Genomic DNA, 18,970 nt, shown 5'->3' on the forward strand with positions numbered 1-18,970 from the left:
TCTACGCCTCCTGAAATTCAAATATAGATAAAACAGTAATTCCATAAGAAACTGATTTGATTTTCTCGAATTTACCGATTGTATCTGGCATGATTGCTTCTTTGTCATGCTCGCAAATAATTCTTCCATTTTCGTTAACTAATTCTAATTTTTCTAAAGTTACTAGTAATTTTTCTAATTGTTGCTTTTTATATGGTGGATCTAAGAAAACAAGGTCGAATTTCCACTCATTTTTATGGAGTAATTTGAGTGCTCGTTCGGCATCATTTCGGTATACTTCCGCACGCTCTGTAAAATGGCATCCTTCTAAGTTTTGGCGGATTGTTTTAATTGCGAGCGCTGCTTGGTCAATAAAAACAGCTCGTTCGGCACCTCTACTCAACGCTTCGATTCCAAGCCCACCACTGCCAGCAAATAAATCAAGCACCATATCCCCGTCAAAAAAGGGACCAATAATCGAAAATAAGGATTCTTTTACTTTATCTGTTGTTGGTCTCGTATTGTTTCCTGGAACAGCTTTTAGAGCGTGTCCTTTTCGTTCTCCTGCAATGACTCTCATGTTTTTGCACAACCTTTACTTCAATGTCTTTTTTACTTTATCACAAATAGAAGCAAAAAAACAGCAAGACTAGTTGAGATAGTCTTGCCGTTTTGGTTAGATACTGATTTGCACATCTTCGTTTTTGTGTTCGTACATCATTTCTTTTTTGGATTCGTATTCTGTTTTTAAGAACGGACGGAAAGACATTTCCACGCGTTTCACATAATGAAAACGAGAAACTTTGTTAGAGATATCTTCTACTTCAGCCATATCACAATATAATACCGCATATTTCAACTTGCGCGATACATAATGCACATTTCCAAATCGCTTCAAAGATCTAACTTGTTTAAGATGATTCATCCAAACGACGATAGCTTGTCTATCATTTTCCATTGTTTAAGCCCCTTCTTTTTAGGATAAGCTTTACGCTGAACAACCGCAGCCTCCCCCGCTGCCACATCCACCTGTAGAACAAGCAGATTTTGTTTCAAAAAACGGATTACCAGTTGGTACTTTGATATTCTCTGAAACTGCACTTGCGAGAAGCAGGCTGATTTCGTCCAAGAGAGATTGTAAATCCATCTCTGCCCGGCGAAAAGCTGCCACATTTTGATCCATATCGACTTCGCGTTTATAAGCACGAGTCTTTCTGGTTACTTCTTTATAGTCAGGATGATACCGGCCGAACCGCTGCACTTCCTCGTATTGTTCTTTTATTCGTATGAATTGACGAATATTTTTTTGTGAAGTAGCGTCATTTAGCAACGCTTCCTTAGCAAGTTTATAATTTTGCGCTTCCTCGGAGTTTAGAATCATGCTAGCAAGCTCATCTGATAAATCGAGTAGCGCCATATTTTCCATTGTAGCGAGCAATCTAGCCACCTCCATATAACTTACTTTTTTATTATACCATAGAACTATTATTTAATAATAAAATTTTGCGTATAGTATTTTCGATATGTTCCCGCACCCATATAGGTATATGAACCATCTAGTAGATTTTCTCTATGTCCTTTAGAGTTGAGCCAACCTTCTACTGCTGCTGCACTATCGACATAGTTATAGGCGATATTTTCACCAGCTTTAGTATATTTGACGTCCCCTTTACTAAGTCGTTTGCTTAGATCTCCTTGTGTCGGTGAAGTATGGTCAAAATAATCATTTTTCTTCATATCAACACTATGTCCATATGCAACTTTCGCAACAGACTCGTCCCAAGCTACTTCTTCTATTCCGTATCGATCACGAATAACATTAGTGATTTCTAGCACTTGTTTACTAGAAGCATCATCAATTGCATTCCAATCTGCTGGCGTCAACTTTTCTTCATAAATTTCACCTTGGTAAGATAATTCATAGGGGCGCATTTTGACGAAGGATAATTTATTGAGGTAACGAACACTAATCAGTTTTGACTTAAATTTATCGAAATTAAGTTGCGCATAAACGCCACTTCCAATGTTAACAATCGGACGGGCATTTAAGTCTTCCTCAGAAAGTTCGAATTTATAATAGCTGTCTTTATAGTTGAAGGATATTTCCGATTGCAAATTGGCATCGGTAAATACTTTTTCAGTGGACATACCAATCGTATATGGCATGACATTTAAATCTTGTCCTAGCGCATAAATGGTTTGCACGATATTTTTTGTTACACCTACTTGCATATAGCTTGTTCCTGGTTGACTATAAATGTAATTATCGTAACCGTATGCTGTTTTGTCTACACGCACCGGGTCCCCAAACTCTTTCTTTAATTCACTTACGTTTTTATTAATAAATCTTGCCAAGCTGGAACTATCTTGCACTTGTTTCGGATTTTCATTCGTTGTTTTTTTATTATCAGGAAAATTAGACTTTGTTGCCGTATCTTCGGCTGTATTTTTCTCTACTGATTTACTAAAAAAAAGATCTGTGTTGTATCCAATGAACAGGCAAATGATTAATAGCACAGCTACTCGCATTATAAACTTCACATTTTGCCCTCCTCGGCAGTATTTTGTTTTCTTGATGTAACTTTCATTTTACCAATACTATTATCATTTGAAAAGCTTTAAAAATCATAAAAAAAACAATTACAAGGAAACGCGTATTGCACGCTTCTTCGTAATTGTTTTTTATTTTTATAAGAAAATCGAAATAACTACCATTGCTACGAATAAAATTGTCATGTAATTTAATGAGTAAACGAACATCCATTTAGCCCATTTAATACTATCTTCCATTTTAAAGCCGTAAATACTAAGTGCTAACCAACCGATATTCAGTAACGTTGCTAAAACAACATAAACGATGCCTAGTTCAAACATAAAGAACGGTAGGATAGTTAATAAAATCACCCAGAAAAACATGCTTTTCTTTGTACGTTCAATGCCTTTTACTACTGGTAACATTGGAATTCCAGCAGCTGCGTATTCCTCTTTCCGTTTAATCGCAATCGCATAAAAATGCGGCGGTTGCCAACAAAACATTACGAGAAACAGCATGATTGGTACGATGCTAAATGATGGTTCGACTGCAAACCAACCAATCAGCGGCGGGACAGCGCCTGAAAAACTACCAATTACAGTATTACTAACTAGTTTTCTTTTTGCATATAGCGAATAAACGACTACATACAAAAAGACCCCGATAACGCCAAGAACTCCTGCTTGCCAAGTTGTCATAAATAACATAATTGTACCGACAACACCTAGCACAAGCGCAACCATTAGTGCACGCTTACCAGAAATTTTCCCGGTCATTGTTGGTCTGTTTTTTGTTCTTTCCATAATTCCGTCAATATCACGGTCGATGACATTGTTAAAAGCGCCCGAAGCAGCTACGATAAGTGCTGAACCGACGATAGTAAAAAATATCACGTCTACATTTTGAATAAAAGAAATTCCATTTAACTGAAAGGCTAACCACATTCCTGTAAAAGCAGTAATCGTATTGGAATTCACGATACCAATTTTCACAAGCTCGGTAAAATCACGGACAGTAAATCTACTCGCCGATAACTCCCCAGTCTTTTCTATCTGATTCACTTTTTCTCCCCCTAACACTTGCTGATATAAACCAGTGATTGCGAACTGATAGATATCTTATACCCTTATTATGTGAAAAATACGCCCCTTTTGTCAATAAATCGGCTTTAGTCTTGTACGCTTTACTTCTTCAAATAAACACGCTACAATTAGTTTGATGTGTACTCATGAACTTATACATAGACACAAATTTTAGTAAAATCTCACACGCATCTAAAGGAGAGATTGGTAGATAATGAAAAAATTCTTGAAAGTTTGGTCCGTACTAACGATTATTTGTATGACGGTCGTTGTGTTTGGCGGAGCGCTCGTAACGAAAACTGGTTCAGCTGATGGCTGCGGTAATAGTTGGCCTCTATGTAATGGGCAGTTAGTTCGTTTAACAGATGTTACTCCGGAAAAATTAATTGAATTCATGCACCGAATGACGACGGGAATCAGTTCGATTTTTGTTATTGTTTTAGCAATTTGTGCTTGGATTTATATGAAAAATCGTCGCGAAACAAAACCACTTGCGATTATTGCGGTTCTGTTTCTAATTATTCAAGCGTTAATGGGAATGGCGGCTGTTGTTTGGGGACAAAATCCGTATATCATGGCGCTACACTTTGGAATTTCGATCATTTGTTATGCTTCGATTGTATTGCTTGCCTTGATGATTTTTGAGGTAGACCGGAAATTCGATGCCAGAAACCTCGTGATGGGGACGAAATTACGTATTAATATTTATGCACTAACGATTTACACGTACTTAGCCGTTTATACTGGTGCACTTGTACGCCACGAAAAAGCAAGTATGGCCGTTCCGGTTTGGCCTTTTGAAAATGGGCACTTTATTATGCCTACTTCAGTACAAGATTATGTGCAGTATTTCCACCGGTTAGCCGCATTTATTTTAATTGTTTGGTTGCTGTATGTAACTTGGCTTGTGTTCCGGGATTACAGAAGATACCGCGTGCTTACTTTTAGCATGGTGTTGTCGCTTGTGTTTATTGCACTTCAAGCCGTTACTGGGGCGCTGTCTGTTTATACAGGAGTGAACTTGTATATCGCGCTTGCCCATAGCTTGATTATTACGATGTTGTTCGCGCTACTTTGCTACTTATGCTTACTGGCATCAAGAAGTAAAAGCAATCGACTACGAATAAAATAACGAACACGGCTGGCAACTTTTTGTTGTCAGCTTTTTTATTTGTTTACGGCTTTTGCGTCGTTTTATGCTAAAATAAGTGAGAGTATAAGTCAAACGAGGTGGATAACTTGGATAAAACAAAGAGAAAAATGATTTATGAGACTTTTATGCTTATTCTCATAGTGCTTTCCCTTGCCCTATTACCGTACAGAAACAGCTTTACATTTATTTTAAATTGGATTATTTGGGTGATTTTTACGCTAGATTATCTGGTTCGACTTTATCGTGCTGATAATAAATGGCATTATGTAAAAACGCATCCGTTTCAACTCATTGCAATCATTCCATTTTACGGTGGATTTAGAGCGGCTCGGATTGTTAGTTTTGTCCATCTATTAAGTATTACTGCGATGGGGAGACGGTATATTGTACCGATTTATAGCTTTTTCCGTTCTAATGGTTTAAATCGATTTTTAATGATTTTTGTGTTACTTGTGATTATAATTCCTGTTCCGATGGTATTTATCGAACCTGAAATAAACAATTATCCTGATGCGCTTTGGTGGGCGATTGTGACTGCGACAACAGTTGGGTACGGTGATATCGTTCCAGTGACTCCGATTGGGCGGATTTTGGCATCGATTATGATGTTGTTTGGGATAGCGTTTATCGGGATGATAACTAGTACGATAACGAACTTTTTCCGCGCTAAGAAAGCTACTACTTCTAGCACACAAAGAGCAAGCAAGATTACCCAATTAATTGCAGATACGCCAGATTTAACCAAAGAAGAAATTGCGGTCGTAGAGCAATTTTTGGCACTACGAAAAAAAGAACTGGCTGATGAAAATATAAAAAGTGATAGCGAATGATGCTATCACTTTTTTATTTGTTTTTCGACTTGGTTACGGTAACGTTCAGATAAGGCTTCTACCGCCAAAATGCGTTCTAAGTCTTCTTTTGTCCCATTTTTATGCAAAACTTTATCGTGGCAAAAGGCTACTGTTACGCCGTGTGATTCTTGGTGAATTTGTTTGATTTCATCCGTTGCATGTATAATGCCAGGAGTAATCGTTCGGCATAGGTATCCAGTAAGTCCAGTTTTGTGAATTGCTTTATAGAGATTGGGGATTCCATTGAACTTTTCAATTGTACTACATGGATTTCGGGCTTCCGTTATTTGGATAACGGTTTCGCCAATCTGGAATTTATCGCCAATTTGAACAGAACTTTCCAACATATTCGTAGTGATGAGATTTTCACCAAAAGCAGTTACTTGTAGCTCTTCGCCAAACATTGCTGCCCATTTCGCGTAATGTTCGTATGGATAAATACAAACCGTACGATCCGGACCACCGTGATACTTCAAATTATGCGGTGCGTCATTTTCAAAACCGGTAGTGGTTAGACTGGCGGATTGTACAAGCTTTTTTTCGATTCCCGTCATCATCCGTTTGTTATTTGAAAGGTTAAGTTCTTTCGGCTTACCTACAGCTAAATGCATGATTTTCCGTTCCATCTGCTTACTCCTTTGAAGTTATTTTTTTCGGCTTAAAATAGCAAGAATGCCCGTGATAAGCGCAATAACGCTGATAGCTACTGCGGTCCATAATAAAATCGTATTATCTCCAGTACTGCTTGTATCCCCTGCTGTGTTCTCCGCTCCCGCAACTACTTCTCCGTGCGAGCCAGTTGCGGATTTGGAAGACTCTTTGACAATTTTTGTGGTAGCATGTGGTGTCTCGGAATCTTCTGCGCCAACCCATTCAACGATGGAGCCATCTTCATAATATTGATAGGCATTCCAAGCAATTTCGCCTTCTTCACTTGGATTTTTAGCGATAAAACTAAAGCGCTGGAATTGGCCTTTTTCAATTCCGTTGCCTTCTGTTTGCCATGTTACTGTGCCATTTTTCTTATCTACTGTCGTTGTCCAGCCTGGCACTGGTTCATAAGATTCGAATGATACGCCTTTTTCTACTTTTAAAACGATTTTTTTAGAGGCGACATCTTTTTCTGACGGTACTTTCATTGTGTAGGTTTCCCAGGAGTCTACGGTCGATTCGCTCGGTAATACAGAAACATGTGCGCTCGCTTGAAACGGAATGATAAAGACAGCTAATAAAACGACGATGGAGCTGATAATTTTTTTCATTATTTTTCCCCTTTACTGTGTAATATTGGTTGTAAATGTTTGATTTATATCTGTGAAATCTTTTGTTAAACCATGAACCGTAATTTCCCACTTGCCGGTTTGATTAATATATAGCCCTTCCGCAAAGTATTGCGTATCATTTGCAAGTTTGGCTTGGAAAGTTGATTTTTCATCTGTTTTAGTAGATTTTGTTGTAATCGTCACTTGTTCAAAATCTGTTTTGGCAGAACCATCTGCTGAAGTAAAAGTGATGATAAACTGGTTTTGTCCAACGGTCGCTGGTTCCACTCGTAAATTGATTTTTGCTTTTTCGCCTTCTGCTGCAATTGTTTCATCAAATGCTTTCGGAGCAGGCGGTGGCGGTGTTTGTACGTTGGTTAAAACACTTGCGACAACAAGGATAATCGTCCCAATGATAAGTTCCATCAAAATGGTTTTAAATGGCAATCGTTGGTTTTTGAGTTTGATATAAATGTAATGACCAAGCCCTAGTAGTGCCATTAGTAAAAATAAGCCAATTTTGAAAAGAAGTATTTTGCCGTAATTGGTTGTAAATAAATTGGCCATTTGTCCGATATTCATCACTGCCATTAATAGGCCGCTGACTAAGATGGAGGCGACTGCAATGATTGCTACAATCGCAAAGCGGCTCCAAACTTCGCGCGCTTTCCCAGTCCGAGGTAATACGAATAAAAGCACTAAAATCCCGCCAACCCAAACGCTTGCAGCAATCATATGAAGCATATCAGCGCTGATACTTACTATTTTATCGGCACTGGCTGCGGCGTGTCCATTCTGAGCCTTCGCAAAAATCAAATATCCGATTAATGCACTCTCGGTCAAAAGCGCGAACCAGCTCCATTGTTTCTTTTTAAAGAACATCATGATAGTAAAAATGGCAAGTAGAAGCCATACGATAAGTTCACTGATCCAAATATACCCTGTTTTCGTAGTCAAGAACGCAGCTAACTTACTCGGTCCAAAACTTTCACTGATGGAAACGCCCGTTGTGATACTTGTTTGTATGAAAAGTTGCATGAAGAGAGCCACACCCAGAAGTGCTAGCGCTATCCAAGTTACTTTTTTCAAACGTCCAGAAATTTTTTCTGTTATCTGTTCTTTTCGTGGATAAAGACCTAATCCAAAAAGAAGTACGCCGATAAACAGCGAAAAACCTATGTATAAAACGGCTTTTTGAATCGAACTAATTTGCAAGTCCGCTCCACTTGAGGGAACTTCCGCTGCTTGGAACGTCGCTTTCGTATTGCCTAACTTAAAAGAAATGATCCCCGTAACCGCATGTCCATCCGCTGACACAACCCGCCATGAAACAGAATAGACATCTGCTTTCAAATCAGTCGGTAGAGATGCTTCAACCATATGATTATTCTTTTTAGAAACAGTGGTTTTCCCGGTTTCCACTTGTTTCCCACTAGAATCTTTGACTTCTATTAAAGGGAAATCCGCTTCAATTTCTTCATTAAAAACAAGCGTTACTTTTTCGGGTGCGGTTTGAATATGAGATTGATCGGCCGGATTCGAATTTTCCAAGTAAGCATGTGCAGAAACATGCTGAACTGGCACGATTAATAGATATAGTATAATGAGAAAAAAACTGACCCTTTTCAATAATTTCATTTGCTACTCCTTTTTCGAACGAACGGTTTTACTCTTTTTAACTTATCATGTGCAACAATTGAATGGAAATAATCGGCTCATTTCCTATTGCAAATGATGCTACGATTATGGCATAGTGATAGAAAAGGAGGTTTTACCTATGCTTCGTTATATCGAATTGTTTTTCATGTTTGCCTTTGTTACGCTCATCACGATGTGGATTCAAGCACTTCTAGCAAAATGGAAACCTACTATTCTTCGTTCTTTCTGGCTTCGTACGCTCACATTTATTATTATTGGCTACGCATTAATGGCGCCAACGCTATACATAGGCAGTTTATTGCTAAAATAAGTTCAGTTGCTTTCACATCGCAGTTAGATTGTTTATACTGGGAAGTGGGAGGTGAATTTTCATGAAAAAAATGTTAGTAGAATTTAGAGACTTCGCGTTAAAAGGGAATGTTCTAGACCTTGCTGTAGCGGTAGTTATCGGGGCTGCTTTCGGTAAAATTGTTTCATCTTTAGTAGATAACATCATTATGCCACTTGTCGGTGTACTACTTGGTGGTCTTGATTTTACAGATTTAAGTTTCAAAGTTGGTAAATCCGTTATTCAGTACGGTGCTTTCATCCAGTCCATCGTTGACTTTGTCATCATCGCTTTTGCCATTTTTATTTTCGTCAAGGTACTTACTAGTTTTATTAAGAAAAAAGAGCAAACGGTGGAAGAAACGCCAGTACCTCCAACTGAGGAATACTTAAAAGAAATTCGTGATTTATTGAAAGAACAACAGAAATAACTGAAAAAATCCTTCTTTTGTGGAAGGATTTTTTATTTACATTCGCGCTTATAAATTATGTTTTCTAAAGCTAAAAAGTTAGGCTATCTATCTCCCTTAAATTCAGGAAAAAAATAGCCTAACTAAATTCTATTTCACCGTTGCTGTTTTTTTAATTGTATCGCTAAAAACATTTCTACTGCTGCGACAACTAAAAAGATAATTTGTAAAATAAATACATAGCCGATAATCAGTAACTGTACAATCATCCAAACTGCGAGCACGGCCGCTGCTGCGAACATGACTTCTTTCGTTCGTGGTAATTTTTTCAGCAAATAAATGAGTGCTGCTAAATGGAATAATCCAACAAATACGAATAAAAATATGCCTGGTACTAAATAATCCACGAACGGTGAACCATCAAGTAATCCAGTTGAAAGAGATAGCAAACCACCACTTGGCATGAAAACCATGGATAATCCACCATAAATTGCTCCTATTGCTGTAAAACCAACTATTACAATACTACTTATACGTGTCCAGTTCATGGCGTTCTCCTAGTCGTTTTTCTAGTAGTATACCACGAAAACTTTCATTCTGCCGTTTTTCTTCGTTTTATTTTTTTGATTAAATCGATCAATACGAAAACCGCAATACCGCATGCGACAACTGTAGTGAGATACCAAGCTGGACCGGATTCTGCGCGTACTCCTAGCCAATAAGTCACTGTTTTCGGGTTAAAAAATGCAAAGCAAATTGCACAAAATGCAATAATTCGACCAATAATGGAATTTTCTCTCATAGCAAGTGCATCTCCTTTTCTTTTATTATAACAAGGAATAAGAAATGATAACTTAGCTTTTCGGTCCCAAAGTTGTTTTTCATCTGACAAGTTTTGGTTTTTTTACACAAAAAAACTACGACAAGAGAATTTCTTGTCATAGCCTCACAGTTATTTATTAACAATGTTTAGTTGTTGCTCATTAACGAGTGGATAAATAGCTAGTTCTTTGCTCTCTAAATCCTCTTGGTGCATATCCACACCAGTAATTTGACTGTTTCCGTATGTTCTATAATAATAAATTCCTTTATCGATATTGCAACATGAGGAATAAATGGTGTGCTCGTATTTTTCCCCACCAACATCACAAAGACCTTTTTGTTGTTCCACCGAGCCTAAAATATGGAAAAATTGGCCAATGCTTTCTGATTCAGAATCACCTGAAACAGAATTCAATTTGGTAAAAGTTGCTTTCACAAAACGAGACATAGAAGATAAATCGCCAGGTAAGCCGATTCCGCCCATCCCACGACTATAAGCATCCAAATCAATCTCGTTGGAAAAATTATTTTCTGGAGTTTCACTCGAAAGAACGCGATAATTGTTTAAATTAAATAGTTGGTAATCAAATGTTGGATTATTTGTTAACACGCCAACAGGATTATCATAAATGTGAAGTCCATCTTTCACACATTCCACTACAATAGATTCGTTTTGATCAGCCATCAACCAATGTAAAGGAGATAGCGGCAAATTTTCACTAAAGCTAATATTCACGAGATTGATTCTCTGAAGTAATCTTCTTGCTTCTTTTACAGTAGCGCATTGACCAAGAATCCACGGAATAAATTCAAATGGCGTTACATTGTCCTTACCTTCTGCAAAATCCTTGTAATCCGCATTTCCTGAGAAATTGAGTCCTGCCATACTAAGGCCTTTTTCATTGGTAGCATCGTAATACAACGGGTAGTTTTCCATCACAGCAGCAATACCAATAAGTGCATAATGCTTCTCTATATCCTCTACCTTGCGAAAATGGAACGGGTAATTTTTCGGCGTAACAACCACAACTTCTTTGTAAGAAAGTTCATAATCGAAATTCCTTCCAAAATAGTGATCCTTCGTTGTATAAGTTATTGACGTACACATTAAAAATCCCTCCTCAAATTTTTCACCATACATGTATACCAGTACCCTCGGACTTTTGTGTAAAACATAATTTGTGGTTTTTTTCACAAAAAATGGCCAATTTATTACCTCATACAAGATGATTTGGCTCTGATAAAAATTTTTTAAAGTATACTCCTCTATTAACTTCTTGAAAATATTCTGCTATAAAATCATAATAAAAAAGATCCCTGGAAAATCCAGAGATCTTTTAAAAATGTCAGCTGATGTTAACCTTACATCATGCCGCCCATGCCACCCATTCCCATATCAGGAACAGCTGCTGGGCCGTTTTCGTCTGGTTTGTCTGCTACGACTGCTTCTGTAGTTAATAGAAGTGCAGCAACAGATGATGCGTTTTGTAGTGCGGAACGTGTTACTTTTGTTGGATCCACAATACCAGCGTCAATCATGTTTACCCATTCGCCATTAGCTGCGTTGAAACCAACGCCAACTGCTTCGTGTTTCAAGCGTTCAACGATAACCGAACCTTCAAGTCCAGCGTTATGCGCGATTTGGCGAACTGGTTCTTCTAGGGAACGAAGCACGATGTTGATACCAGTTTCTACGTCACCTTCTGCTTCTAGTGCTGCTACTTTATTGTAAATACTTACAAGAGCAGTACCACCACCAGCTACGATACCTTCTTCTACAGCTGCGCGAGTAGAGTTAAGCGCATCTTCAATACGTAATTTACGTTCTTTTAGCTCTGTTTCAGTTGCAGCGCCGACTTTGACAACAGCTACCCCACCTGCAAGTTTTGCTAAACGTTCTTGTAATTTTTCTCTATCAAATTCAGAAGTAGTTTCTTCCATTTGCGCACGGATTTGGTTTACGCGAGCGCTAATTTGTGTGGAATCGCCTGCTCCTTCTACGATTGTTGTATCATCTTTTGTTACAACTACTTTGTTCGCTGTTCCAAGTTGATCAACTGTTGCTGTTTTTAGTTCTAAGCCTAGGTCTTCTGTGATGACTTGTCCGCCTGTTAAAATAGCAATATCTTCTAGCATTGCTTTACGACGATCACCAAAACCAGGAGCTTTCACGGCTACTACGTTGAATGTTCCGCGAAGTTTGTTTAGTACAAGAGTTGCTTGAGCTTCCCCTTCAACATCTTCCGCAATGATTAACATTGGACGACCTTGTTGAACAACTTGTTCTAAAACTGGTAAGATTTCTTGGATGTTGTTGATTTTTTTGTCTGTAATTAAAATGTATGGTTTTTCAAGAACAGCTTCCATTTTGTCAGAATCAGTCACCATGTATGGGCTAGTGTAGCCGCGGTCGAATTGCATACCTTCTACTACGTCTAATTCTGTTGCAAAGCCTTTGGATTCTTCAATAGTGATAACGCCGTCGTTACCAACTCGTTCCATTGCTTCTGCGATTAATTTACCAACTTCTTCATCACCAGAAGAAATAGCAGCAACTTGAGCGATAGACTCTTTGCTTTCAATTGGTTTAGAAATAGCTTTTAATTCTTCGATAGCTGTTGCTACGGCTTTTTCGATACCGCGGCGAACGCCTACTGGATTTGCTCCAGCTGTTACGTTTTTCAAGCCTTCTTGAATCATTGCTTGCGCTAAAACGGTAGCTGTTGTAGTTCCGTCCCCAGCAACATCATTGGTTTTAGAAGCAACTTCAGATACAAGTTTTGCTCCCATATTTTCAAATGGGTCTTCTAATTCGATTTCTTTTGCAATCGTTACCCCATCATTTGTAATTAACGGAGAACCGAATTTTTTTTCTAAAACAACATTACGACCTTTTGGGCCAAGTGTTACTTTTACTGCGTTTGCTAATTGGTCGACACCACGTAACATGGCACGACGAGCATCTTCACTAAATTTAATATCTTTTGCCATTTTATATTTCCCTCCGATTATTTCTTTTTTTAATTATTTAGTAATTGCTAAAATGTCACTTTCACGTAAAATCAGATAGTCAGTTCCTTCATACGTCACTTCTGTTCCAGAGTATTTTGCGAAGATAACCGTGTCACCTTCTGCAACTTCAAGTGGTTCTTTTGTGCCGTTATCTAGCACACGACCTGAACCGACTGCAACAATTTTCCCTGATTGCGGTTTTTCTTTGGCAGAGTCTGGTAATACAATTCCGCTCGCTGTTTTTTCCTCTGCTTCAAGTACTTCAATTACAACACGATCTCCTAATGGTTTTAACAATGTAAATGACCTCCTCTGATATAATTACATTTTTCATTTTAGCACTCGGCACATTAGAGTGCTAATACAGTTATTATGATACCAAACTGAATAAAAAATGCAAGCAAAAACGTTTAAAAAAATAGAAGAATTCTTATTTGCGGTAAAGCTTCATAACGAGTACAATAAGAAGAGCTATTTCCGCTTATTTGAAGCAATTTAGCCAATGTTTTTTATAGAAAGGATGCGTATTTTTTGGCTAAGCGTTATATTACGATTGTTTTAGTTTATTTATTATTACTATTTTCTGCATCTGTTGGGATTCCGATTGTTCAACATATTTTACTAAGTACAACATCACTTTCAGCAGAGAGCACCGCATCTTATGGAATGGTTATTTGGTCGATATTCTCTAATCTTTTATCACTTGCAATTATTATTCCGATGCTTTACAGAAAGCCAAAAGAAAATAAAATCGAAATTGGTGAAAAAACAAAGCCGCTTCTAAGTATTGTGTGGATTGTCGGAGGAGTCATTGGCTTATATGTGGCACAAATTATTTGTAGTGTTATTATTACGATGATTTCAGGGGAGTTAAGTAATTCTGCCAATACGGAGTTACTTGTTGATTTGACTAAAGCTGCACCTATTTTCTTGATCTTTATTTCTATTTTGGGACCGATTTTGGAAGAACTTGTCTTTCGAAAAGTGATTTTTGGTGGGCTAAGTAATGTGACGAATATTCATGTGGCCGCAGTTATTAGTTCGCTTTTCTTTGGATTACTTCACGGAGATATTTCTTTCTTACTTACTTATTTTGTCATCGGACTAATTCTTTGTTTCCTTTATACGAAAACAAAACGGATTGTTGTTTCGATGGGTGCCCATATTTTAATGAATACGATTGTTTTGCTTTTGAGTCTTGGAATTATTGGGGGATAATATGAAAAATTCATTAATAAAGCAAAGTTTTTTATATTTTGCACTTGGTCTTGTATTTGTATATTTTGTTGTTGTTCGTGTGGCTGATTATGGTTATGATGTGCTTGCATGTATACTAATTATCATGACATTAATGGATTTTGGTATTGGCATCGGTCTGATTATCACTGGACTTAAAAGACGTAAAAAAACCTGTAGAAAGTAAGTGTTGCTTACCTTCTACAGGTTTTTTTATTCTGTTTTCGCTGGATAATTTTCCAGGAAATAGATTAACGTTTGTAATTCCGTTGTAAGATCGATATGGTGCACACGAACTTGTTTCGGAACACTGATACGAGCTGGTGTAAAGTTTAGAATACCTTTTACATCTGCTTCAATTAAACGATCTACCGTTACTTGTGCTTCGTCAGCTGGAACTGTCAGAATAACTACTTCCACACCGTTTTCACGAACAATTTCTTCCATATCATTCAAATGATAGATTGGAATATCTTGTTGAACACTACCTACTTTCGCTGGATCTACATCAAATGCAGCAACGATTTTGATATTATTATTTTTCATGAAATTATAATGTAATAATGCTGTACCTAGGTTACCTACACCGATTAGTGCAACATTTGTCTGTTTGTCCTGGCTAAGTGTTTTGCTGAAAAAGTCGAGTATGTAAGAAACGTTATACCCGTATCCTTTCTTACCTAATGCGCCAAAGTACGAAAAATCACGTCGAATAGTCGCTGAATCAACTTTCACCGCTTCACTTAATTCCGCAGATGATACTCGTTCCTTACCTGACTCATCTAAGTATTTCAAGTAACGATGATATAATGGTAAGCGTTTTGCTGTCGCTTGTGGAATTTTAGTTGTTTCCTCCATCATGCCTTCTGTCCCTTCTTCTTTTAATTTTTTCTGAAGTTGAAGCTATTGTGAACTGTACTTCCTTTCACATGCTTGCTTATATACTATAAACATTTCACAAGGAATGCACAAACTTTTTGCTCATATCTTTCAAGTAAGGTTTTGTCCCGCAAAATATCCGGTACAGTCCTCTTTTTATATTCTACGCTAAAATCACAAATAATGCGAGTGTTTTCACAATCTTTTTTATTCAAGCTGTCTTGGCTATCTCATTGCGATTACTTAGCTTTTAAGATAAACTAGTAGGGAGAACGTTCGAGGAGAGAGATTATGATATTATTACAAGTTCAGCAAATTTCTAAATTCTTCGGTGCAGAAGTTATTTTAGATAATATTAAATTAGAAGTTAAAACAGGTGACCGAATCGCTCTAGTTGGGCGAAATGGTGCAGGAAAATCCACTTTACTTAAAATTATCGCCGGCAAAATGAGTTATGATGGCGGAACTATTTCCAAACCAAAAAGTGTGGAAATTGGCTATTTGGCTCAAAATACCGGGCTAGAATCTTCTAAAACCATTTGGGATGAAATGCTTAGTGTATTCGATTCACTGCGCAGAATGGAAGCTGATTTGCGCAAAATGGAGCTTCGTCTCGGTGAACCGGAACTCTATAATGATCCAGAAAAATACCAAGCACTGATGACGGATTATGATACGTTACAACATACTTTTAAAGAAAGTGGCGGCTATACTTACGAAGCAGAAATCCGTTCTGTTTTAAATGGATTGCGTTTTTATCCAGAAGATTATGAAGTAGAAATCGCTTCTCTAAGTGGTGGCCAAAAAACGCGGCTTGCTTTAGCCAAATTACTGCTTGCTAAACAAGATATTCTTGTTCTTGATGAGCCCACCAACCATTTAGATATCGAAACACTAGCGTGGCTCGAGACCTATTTACAAAATTATCATGGTTCGTTACTCATCGTATCCCATGACCGCTACTTCCTTGATAAAGTCGTGAATCAAGTATACGAAATCAGCCGAACCAAAATTGATCACTACAAAGGAAATTACAGTTCATTCGTTAATCAAAAACAAGCGAAACTAGAACAAATGTGGAAAGAGTTCGATAAACAACAAAAACAGATTGCCAAACTAGAAGATTTTGTTGCTAGAAATATTGTCCGCGCATCGACAACAAAACGAGCTCAGAGTAGAAGAAAACAATTAGAAAAAATGGATGTGCTTGGTCGCCCGCAAGGTGATGAAAAAGCAGCGCATTTTGGTTTCCAATTTGAAAAACAAACAGGTAAAGATGTTTTAATGGTAGATCAGCTAAGCATTGGTTACGCAAAAGATAAGCGCATTGCTTCCAACCTAACGTTCGAAATGAAACGCCAAGATAGTCTCGCGCTCGTTGGTCCAAACGGAATCGGCAAATCAACTCTACTTAAAACGCTTATTCGTGATATCCCAGCTTTAAGTGGCGAATTCCACTTCGGTGCTGGCGTGAAAATTGGCTACTACGATCAAGAACAAGCCAAACTGACATCCAACAAAACTGTTTTAATGGAGCTATGGGATGATTATCCAGAGTTGAATGAAGTAAACGTTCGTACAACACTTGGTAATTTCCTTTTTTCAGATGATGATGTATTAAAAAATGTCCAGTCTTTAAGTGGTGGCGAAAAAGCGCGACTTGCCCTTGCTAAGCTCACTTTACTTGAAGCCAATGTCCTTATTCTCGATGAACCGACCAACCATTTAGATATTGAAAGTAAAGAAGTTTTAGAAGCAGCTTTAATTGATTTTGAAGGCACGATTCTCTTCGTTTCCCATGACCGCTATTTTATTAACCGAATTGCTTCTAAAATCGTCGAACTAGCGCCCGAAAAAGCGACCGTTTTCCTAGGAGATTACGATTATTATCAAGAAAAATTAGCAGAAGAAAAAGAACTGGCACGACTTGATGCCGAGGATCGACGCAAAAAAGGCGAACAAGTGGAAGCGACCTCCTCTGTTCGAAAATTAAACTATCAAGAAGAAAAAGAACAACAAAAACTTCTTCGCCAAAGAAAACGCAAACTAGAAGAAGTAGAAAAATCCATGGAAGCAACGGACGAAAAGATTGCCGAGCTTGAACTTCAATTAACGAACCCAGAAGTTTTCCAAGACCATGAAAAAGCCCTTGAAATCACTCAAGAGCTAGACGCCGTAAAAGCTGACGGAGAGAAATTAATGGAAGAATGGGAACAAATAAGCGAAGAACTGGAATCCATGTAATCTGCATAAAAAAAGGAGCAAACAATGAAAAAGATTTTAATTATTTCTAGTTCGATTATCGTTGGTTTACTTGTCATTATTACTATTTGCGCAAGTTTTTACTTGTATAGTTATGCTTTAGCTCGTGACAATTCCAGCATGAATGACACTGCAACAACAGACGAAACCACTGCCACAGCCAAACTAGCAAAGAAAAACCGGGAAGAAAATGTGGCTTGGATGGAAAAGCAAAATCTCACGCAATGGACAGAAACCTCAGCAGACGATTTGAAACTTGTTGCTACTTATTTAGCAGCAGATAAACCATCTAACACAACCATCATTTTAGCCCACGGTTATCGCGGTAAAAGCGGTAAAGTCGAAATGGCAGGTCTCGCTCGAATGTATCATGAAAAATTTGGTTACAACGTTTTAATGCCTGATGCTAGAGCGCACGGCAAAAGCGAAGGTGAAAATATTGGATTTGGTTGGCCTGAACGCAAAGATTATGTGCAGTGGATTGACCAAGTAATCGACAAAAATGGTACGGACACTCAAATCGCACTACATGGCGTGTCCATGGGTAGCTCCACTGTCCTTATGACAAGCGGCGAAAAACTACCAAAACAAGTAAAAAGTATTATCGCTGATTGCGGCTATACATCGATGGACGCCGAACTTTCGTATCAACTAAAAGCCATGTTCCACTTACCGAAATTCCCAATAATCCCAACAGCTAGTCTGATTAATAAATTCAAAGAAGGTTTCTTTTTCAGCGAAGCAAGTGCAGTTGATGCGGTCGCTAAAACAGACGTACCCATTTTTTACATCCACGGTGATGCTGATGCTTTCGTCCCTACAAATATGGTAGACGAACTCTATAAAGCTACCAATAGCTATAAAGAAAAATGGATTGTCAAAGGAGCAGAACACGGTCAAGCATTCACGGTAGATCCAAAGACATACGAAGAAAAAGTACGCCAATTTTTAAATAAAACGATGTAAAAAGCAGTTATCCTCTAGGAACTAGATACTATCTGTTAGGAAGGAAAAAATTGGCAAGTAATAAGTAAATGTGTTACTATATAAATGAAAAGAGAGCCATGCGACAACATGACTCTCTCGCAAACACCATTTAAGATGGTGACAGCCTTTTATATGATTTATTTAAAAACCACTAGCTGTCAGGCTTATGAGTGGTTTTTATTTTTTGTCATTTTTGCTGTTCATGATTGTTACGACTAAGACTGCAAAAGCAATCATCAGCGTAAGACTCTCGAAAACAGTCACACGTTTATCCTTTCCAGGTAACGCCTAAAAAACAACATAAACACCACCTACTTTCTGGATGAAAAAGGCTGGTGCACCACCATAAACTTATTTGCATCACAATTATAGCATGCAAGTATCTTTAGAAAAAGAGTTGGCGCGAAAGTTGTATTTTAGAGGCATAACCAGAAAATTGAGCTAATAAAAATAGACTGCAGCGAAAGTAATAGTTCACTTTCACTGCAGTCCGAAGCGTGCGGAACGAAAAATCGC

Annotated in this window: 23 protein-coding genes; 8 read left to right on the forward strand and 15 right to left on the reverse strand. The window is 37.9% G+C overall.

The genetic code is table 11. From position 1 onward, the window contains the following. Position 1 precedes the first annotated feature (1 nt). The 5 genes from rsmD to cyoE all read right to left on the reverse strand — a co-directional run bounded on the left by rsmD (position 2) and on the right by cyoE (position 3,573). Positions 2-559: a 16S rRNA (guanine(966)-N(2))-methyltransferase RsmD gene (gene rsmD / locus LMOATCC19117_RS10505; RefSeq protein ID WP_003726137.1), complete on the reverse strand. Its 558-nt coding sequence runs from the start codon at positions 557-559 to the stop codon at positions 2-4. 96 nt (positions 560-655) lie between these two features. Beyond that, positions 656-937 carry a YlbG family protein gene (locus tag LMOATCC19117_RS10510; RefSeq protein WP_003726138.1) on the reverse strand — a complete coding sequence of 94 codons (282 nt, stop codon included), beginning with the start codon at positions 935-937 and terminating at the stop codon, positions 656-658. 30 nt (positions 938-967) lie between these two features. Then, entirely contained in the window at positions 968-1,417 is a 450-nt protein-coding gene (locus LMOATCC19117_RS10515) for a YlbF family regulator (RefSeq protein ID WP_003724095.1), read from the reverse strand. Between the two features lie 47 nt (positions 1,418-1,464). Beyond that, positions 1,465-2,520, reverse strand: coding sequence for a CAP domain-containing protein (locus LMOATCC19117_RS10520; protein WP_003740730.1), 1,056 nt, complete (start codon positions 2,518-2,520; stop codon positions 1,465-1,467). A 147-nt stretch (positions 2,521-2,667) separates the two neighbouring features. Beyond that, on the reverse strand, positions 2,668-3,573 hold the full coding sequence (gene cyoE, locus LMOATCC19117_RS10525; protein WP_003728322.1) for a heme o synthase: 906 nt from the start codon (positions 3,571-3,573) through the stop codon (positions 2,668-2,670). A gap of 235 nt (positions 3,574-3,808) precedes the next feature. Here cyoE and LMOATCC19117_RS10530 point away from each other — a divergent pair, with 235 nt between their 5' ends. Next, entirely contained in the window at positions 3,809-4,726 is a 918-nt protein-coding gene (locus LMOATCC19117_RS10530) for a COX15/CtaA family protein (RefSeq protein WP_003723941.1), read from the forward strand. A 107-nt stretch (positions 4,727-4,833) separates the two neighbouring features. Then, positions 4,834-5,577 (forward strand): potassium channel family protein, encoded by a 744-nt coding sequence (locus tag LMOATCC19117_RS10535; protein WP_003740731.1) that lies wholly within the window; start codon positions 4,834-4,836, stop codon positions 5,575-5,577. A 5-nt stretch (positions 5,578-5,582) separates the two neighbouring features. On the opposite strand, the gene LMOATCC19117_RS10540 is transcribed toward LMOATCC19117_RS10535, so the two are convergent. Genes LMOATCC19117_RS10540 through LMOATCC19117_RS10550 form a run of 3 tightly spaced genes read right to left on the reverse strand, consistent with a single transcriptional unit; the run spans position 5,583 to position 8,498 of the window. Further along, a complete protein-coding gene (locus LMOATCC19117_RS10540; protein ID WP_003726497.1) occupies positions 5,583-6,224 on the reverse strand; it encodes an MOSC domain-containing protein in 642 nt (213 codons plus the stop codon). A gap of 18 nt (positions 6,225-6,242) precedes the next feature. Continuing rightward, complete coding sequence (locus LMOATCC19117_RS10545; RefSeq protein ID WP_003726498.1) at positions 6,243-6,860, reverse strand: YcnI family protein; 618 nt, start codon at positions 6,858-6,860, stop codon at positions 6,243-6,245. Positions 6,861-6,872: 12 nt separating this feature from the next. Then, positions 6,873-8,498: a copper resistance CopC/CopD family protein gene (locus LMOATCC19117_RS10550; protein ID WP_003734853.1), complete on the reverse strand. Its 1,626-nt coding sequence runs from the start codon at positions 8,496-8,498 to the stop codon at positions 6,873-6,875. Between the two features lie 139 nt (positions 8,499-8,637). Between LMOATCC19117_RS10550 and LMOATCC19117_RS10555 the strand changes: the two genes are divergently transcribed. After that, positions 8,638-8,829, forward strand: a complete 192-nt coding sequence (locus LMOATCC19117_RS10555) for a hypothetical protein (RefSeq protein ID WP_003723946.1) — start codon at positions 8,638-8,640, stop codon at positions 8,827-8,829. Between the two features lie 61 nt (positions 8,830-8,890). After that, complete coding sequence (gene mscL / locus LMOATCC19117_RS10560) at positions 8,891-9,277, forward strand: large conductance mechanosensitive channel protein MscL (protein WP_003723947.1); 387 nt, start codon at positions 8,891-8,893, stop codon at positions 9,275-9,277. A 134-nt stretch (positions 9,278-9,411) separates the two neighbouring features. On the opposite strand, the gene LMOATCC19117_RS10565 is transcribed toward mscL, so the two are convergent. From LMOATCC19117_RS10565 to groES, 5 genes are all read right to left on the reverse strand, one after another. Further along, complete coding sequence (locus LMOATCC19117_RS10565) at positions 9,412-9,804, reverse strand: hypothetical protein (protein ID WP_003726500.1); 393 nt, start codon at positions 9,802-9,804, stop codon at positions 9,412-9,414. Positions 9,805-9,848: 44 nt separating this feature from the next. Then, positions 9,849-10,058, reverse strand: coding sequence for a hypothetical protein (locus tag LMOATCC19117_RS10570; protein WP_003740733.1), 210 nt, complete (start codon positions 10,056-10,058; stop codon positions 9,849-9,851). 150 nt (positions 10,059-10,208) lie between these two features. Continuing rightward, the gene (gene bsh, locus LMOATCC19117_RS10575; protein WP_003726502.1) at positions 10,209-11,186 is read right to left on the reverse strand and encodes a choloylglycine hydrolase; all 978 of its coding nucleotides are present in this window, start codon (positions 11,184-11,186) and stop codon (positions 10,209-10,211) included. A 254-nt stretch (positions 11,187-11,440) separates the two neighbouring features. Next, positions 11,441-13,069 (reverse strand): chaperonin GroEL, encoded by a 1,629-nt coding sequence (gene groL / locus LMOATCC19117_RS10580; RefSeq protein WP_003726503.1) that lies wholly within the window; start codon positions 13,067-13,069, stop codon positions 11,441-11,443. A gap of 33 nt (positions 13,070-13,102) precedes the next feature. After that, the gene (gene groES, locus LMOATCC19117_RS10585; RefSeq protein ID WP_003726504.1) at positions 13,103-13,387 is read right to left on the reverse strand and encodes a co-chaperone GroES; all 285 of its coding nucleotides are present in this window, start codon (positions 13,385-13,387) and stop codon (positions 13,103-13,105) included. Positions 13,388-13,621: 234 nt separating this feature from the next. Between groES and LMOATCC19117_RS10590 the strand changes: the two genes are divergently transcribed. Together LMOATCC19117_RS10590 and LMOATCC19117_RS10595 are read left to right on the forward strand one after the other, a co-directional pair. Beyond that, a complete protein-coding gene (locus LMOATCC19117_RS10590; RefSeq protein WP_003734854.1) occupies positions 13,622-14,308 on the forward strand; it encodes a CPBP family intramembrane glutamic endopeptidase in 687 nt (228 codons plus the stop codon). A 1-nt stretch (position 14,309) separates the two neighbouring features. After that, a complete protein-coding gene (locus LMOATCC19117_RS10595; RefSeq protein ID WP_014929098.1) occupies positions 14,310-14,513 on the forward strand; it encodes a DUF4305 domain-containing protein in 204 nt (67 codons plus the stop codon). A 26-nt stretch (positions 14,514-14,539) separates the two neighbouring features. On the opposite strand, the gene LMOATCC19117_RS10600 is transcribed toward LMOATCC19117_RS10595, so the two are convergent. Continuing rightward, the gene (locus LMOATCC19117_RS10600; protein WP_003722329.1) at positions 14,540-15,187 is read right to left on the reverse strand and encodes a redox-sensing transcriptional repressor Rex; all 648 of its coding nucleotides are present in this window, start codon (positions 15,185-15,187) and stop codon (positions 14,540-14,542) included. Between the two features lie 309 nt (positions 15,188-15,496). Between LMOATCC19117_RS10600 and LMOATCC19117_RS10605 the strand changes: the two genes are divergently transcribed. Both LMOATCC19117_RS10605 and LMOATCC19117_RS10610 read left to right on the forward strand, forming a co-directional pair. Further along, entirely contained in the window at positions 15,497-17,449 is a 1,953-nt protein-coding gene (locus LMOATCC19117_RS10605) for an ABC-F family ATP-binding cassette domain-containing protein (protein WP_003734855.1), read from the forward strand. 24 nt (positions 17,450-17,473) lie between these two features. Then, on the forward strand, positions 17,474-18,433 hold the full coding sequence (locus LMOATCC19117_RS10610) for an alpha/beta hydrolase (RefSeq protein WP_003724502.1): 960 nt from the start codon (positions 17,474-17,476) through the stop codon (positions 18,431-18,433). Between the two features lie 198 nt (positions 18,434-18,631). Here the strand turns inward: LMOATCC19117_RS10610 and LMOATCC19117_RS15055 are convergent, their stop codons facing one another. After that, positions 18,632-18,691 carry a hypothetical protein gene (locus tag LMOATCC19117_RS15055; protein WP_241762112.1) on the reverse strand — a complete coding sequence of 20 codons (60 nt, stop codon included), beginning with the start codon at positions 18,689-18,691 and terminating at the stop codon, positions 18,632-18,634. Positions 18,692-18,970: the final 279 nt, after the last annotated feature.

It is taken from the genome of Listeria monocytogenes ATCC 19117, from assembly GCF_000307025.1.
GTDB lineage: Bacteria > Bacillota > Bacilli > Lactobacillales > Listeriaceae > Listeria > Listeria monocytogenes_B.

What these genes read in the sequence shown, in the direction of transcription:
- rsmD (WP_003726137.1), bottom strand. Translation starts at nt 559, where the DNA reads ATGAGAGTCATTGCAGGAGAACGAAAAGGACACGCTCTAAAAGCTGTT.
- LMOATCC19117_RS10510 (WP_003726138.1), bottom strand. Translation starts at nt 937, where the DNA reads ATGGAAAATGATAGACAAGCTATCGTCGTTTGGATGAATCATCTTAAA.
- LMOATCC19117_RS10530 (WP_003723941.1), top strand. Translation starts at nt 3,809, where the DNA reads ATGAAAAAATTCTTGAAAGTTTGGTCCGTACTAACGATTATTTGTATG.
- LMOATCC19117_RS10540 (WP_003726497.1), bottom strand. Translation starts at nt 6,224, where the DNA reads ATGGAACGGAAAATCATGCATTTAGCTGTAGGTAAGCCGAAAGAACTT.
- LMOATCC19117_RS10545 (WP_003726498.1), bottom strand. Translation starts at nt 6,860, where the DNA reads ATGAAAAAAATTATCAGCTCCATCGTCGTTTTATTAGCTGTCTTTATC.
- LMOATCC19117_RS10550 (WP_003734853.1), bottom strand. Translation starts at nt 8,498, where the DNA reads ATGAAATTATTGAAAAGGGTCAGTTTTTTTCTCATTATACTATATCTA.
- LMOATCC19117_RS10555 (WP_003723946.1), top strand. Translation starts at nt 8,638, where the DNA reads ATGCTTCGTTATATCGAATTGTTTTTCATGTTTGCCTTTGTTACGCTC.
- mscL (WP_003723947.1), top strand. Translation starts at nt 8,891, where the DNA reads ATGAAAAAAATGTTAGTAGAATTTAGAGACTTCGCGTTAAAAGGGAAT.
- LMOATCC19117_RS10565 (WP_003726500.1), bottom strand. Translation starts at nt 9,804, where the DNA reads ATGAACTGGACACGTATAAGTAGTATTGTAATAGTTGGTTTTACAGCA.
- LMOATCC19117_RS10570 (WP_003740733.1), bottom strand. Translation starts at nt 10,058, where the DNA reads ATGAGAGAAAATTCCATTATTGGTCGAATTATTGCATTTTGTGCAATT.
- bsh (WP_003726502.1), bottom strand. Translation starts at nt 11,186, where the DNA reads ATGTGTACGTCAATAACTTATACAACGAAGGATCACTATTTTGGAAGG.
- groL (WP_003726503.1), bottom strand. Translation starts at nt 13,069, where the DNA reads ATGGCAAAAGATATTAAATTTAGTGAAGATGCTCGTCGTGCCATGTTA.
- LMOATCC19117_RS10595 (WP_014929098.1), top strand. Translation starts at nt 14,310, where the DNA reads ATGAAAAATTCATTAATAAAGCAAAGTTTTTTATATTTTGCACTTGGT.
- LMOATCC19117_RS10600 (WP_003722329.1), bottom strand. Translation starts at nt 15,187, where the DNA reads ATGATGGAGGAAACAACTAAAATTCCACAAGCGACAGCAAAACGCTTA.
- LMOATCC19117_RS10605 (WP_003734855.1), top strand. Translation starts at nt 15,497, where the DNA reads ATGATATTATTACAAGTTCAGCAAATTTCTAAATTCTTCGGTGCAGAA.
- LMOATCC19117_RS10610 (WP_003724502.1), top strand. Translation starts at nt 17,474, where the DNA reads ATGAAAAAGATTTTAATTATTTCTAGTTCGATTATCGTTGGTTTACTT.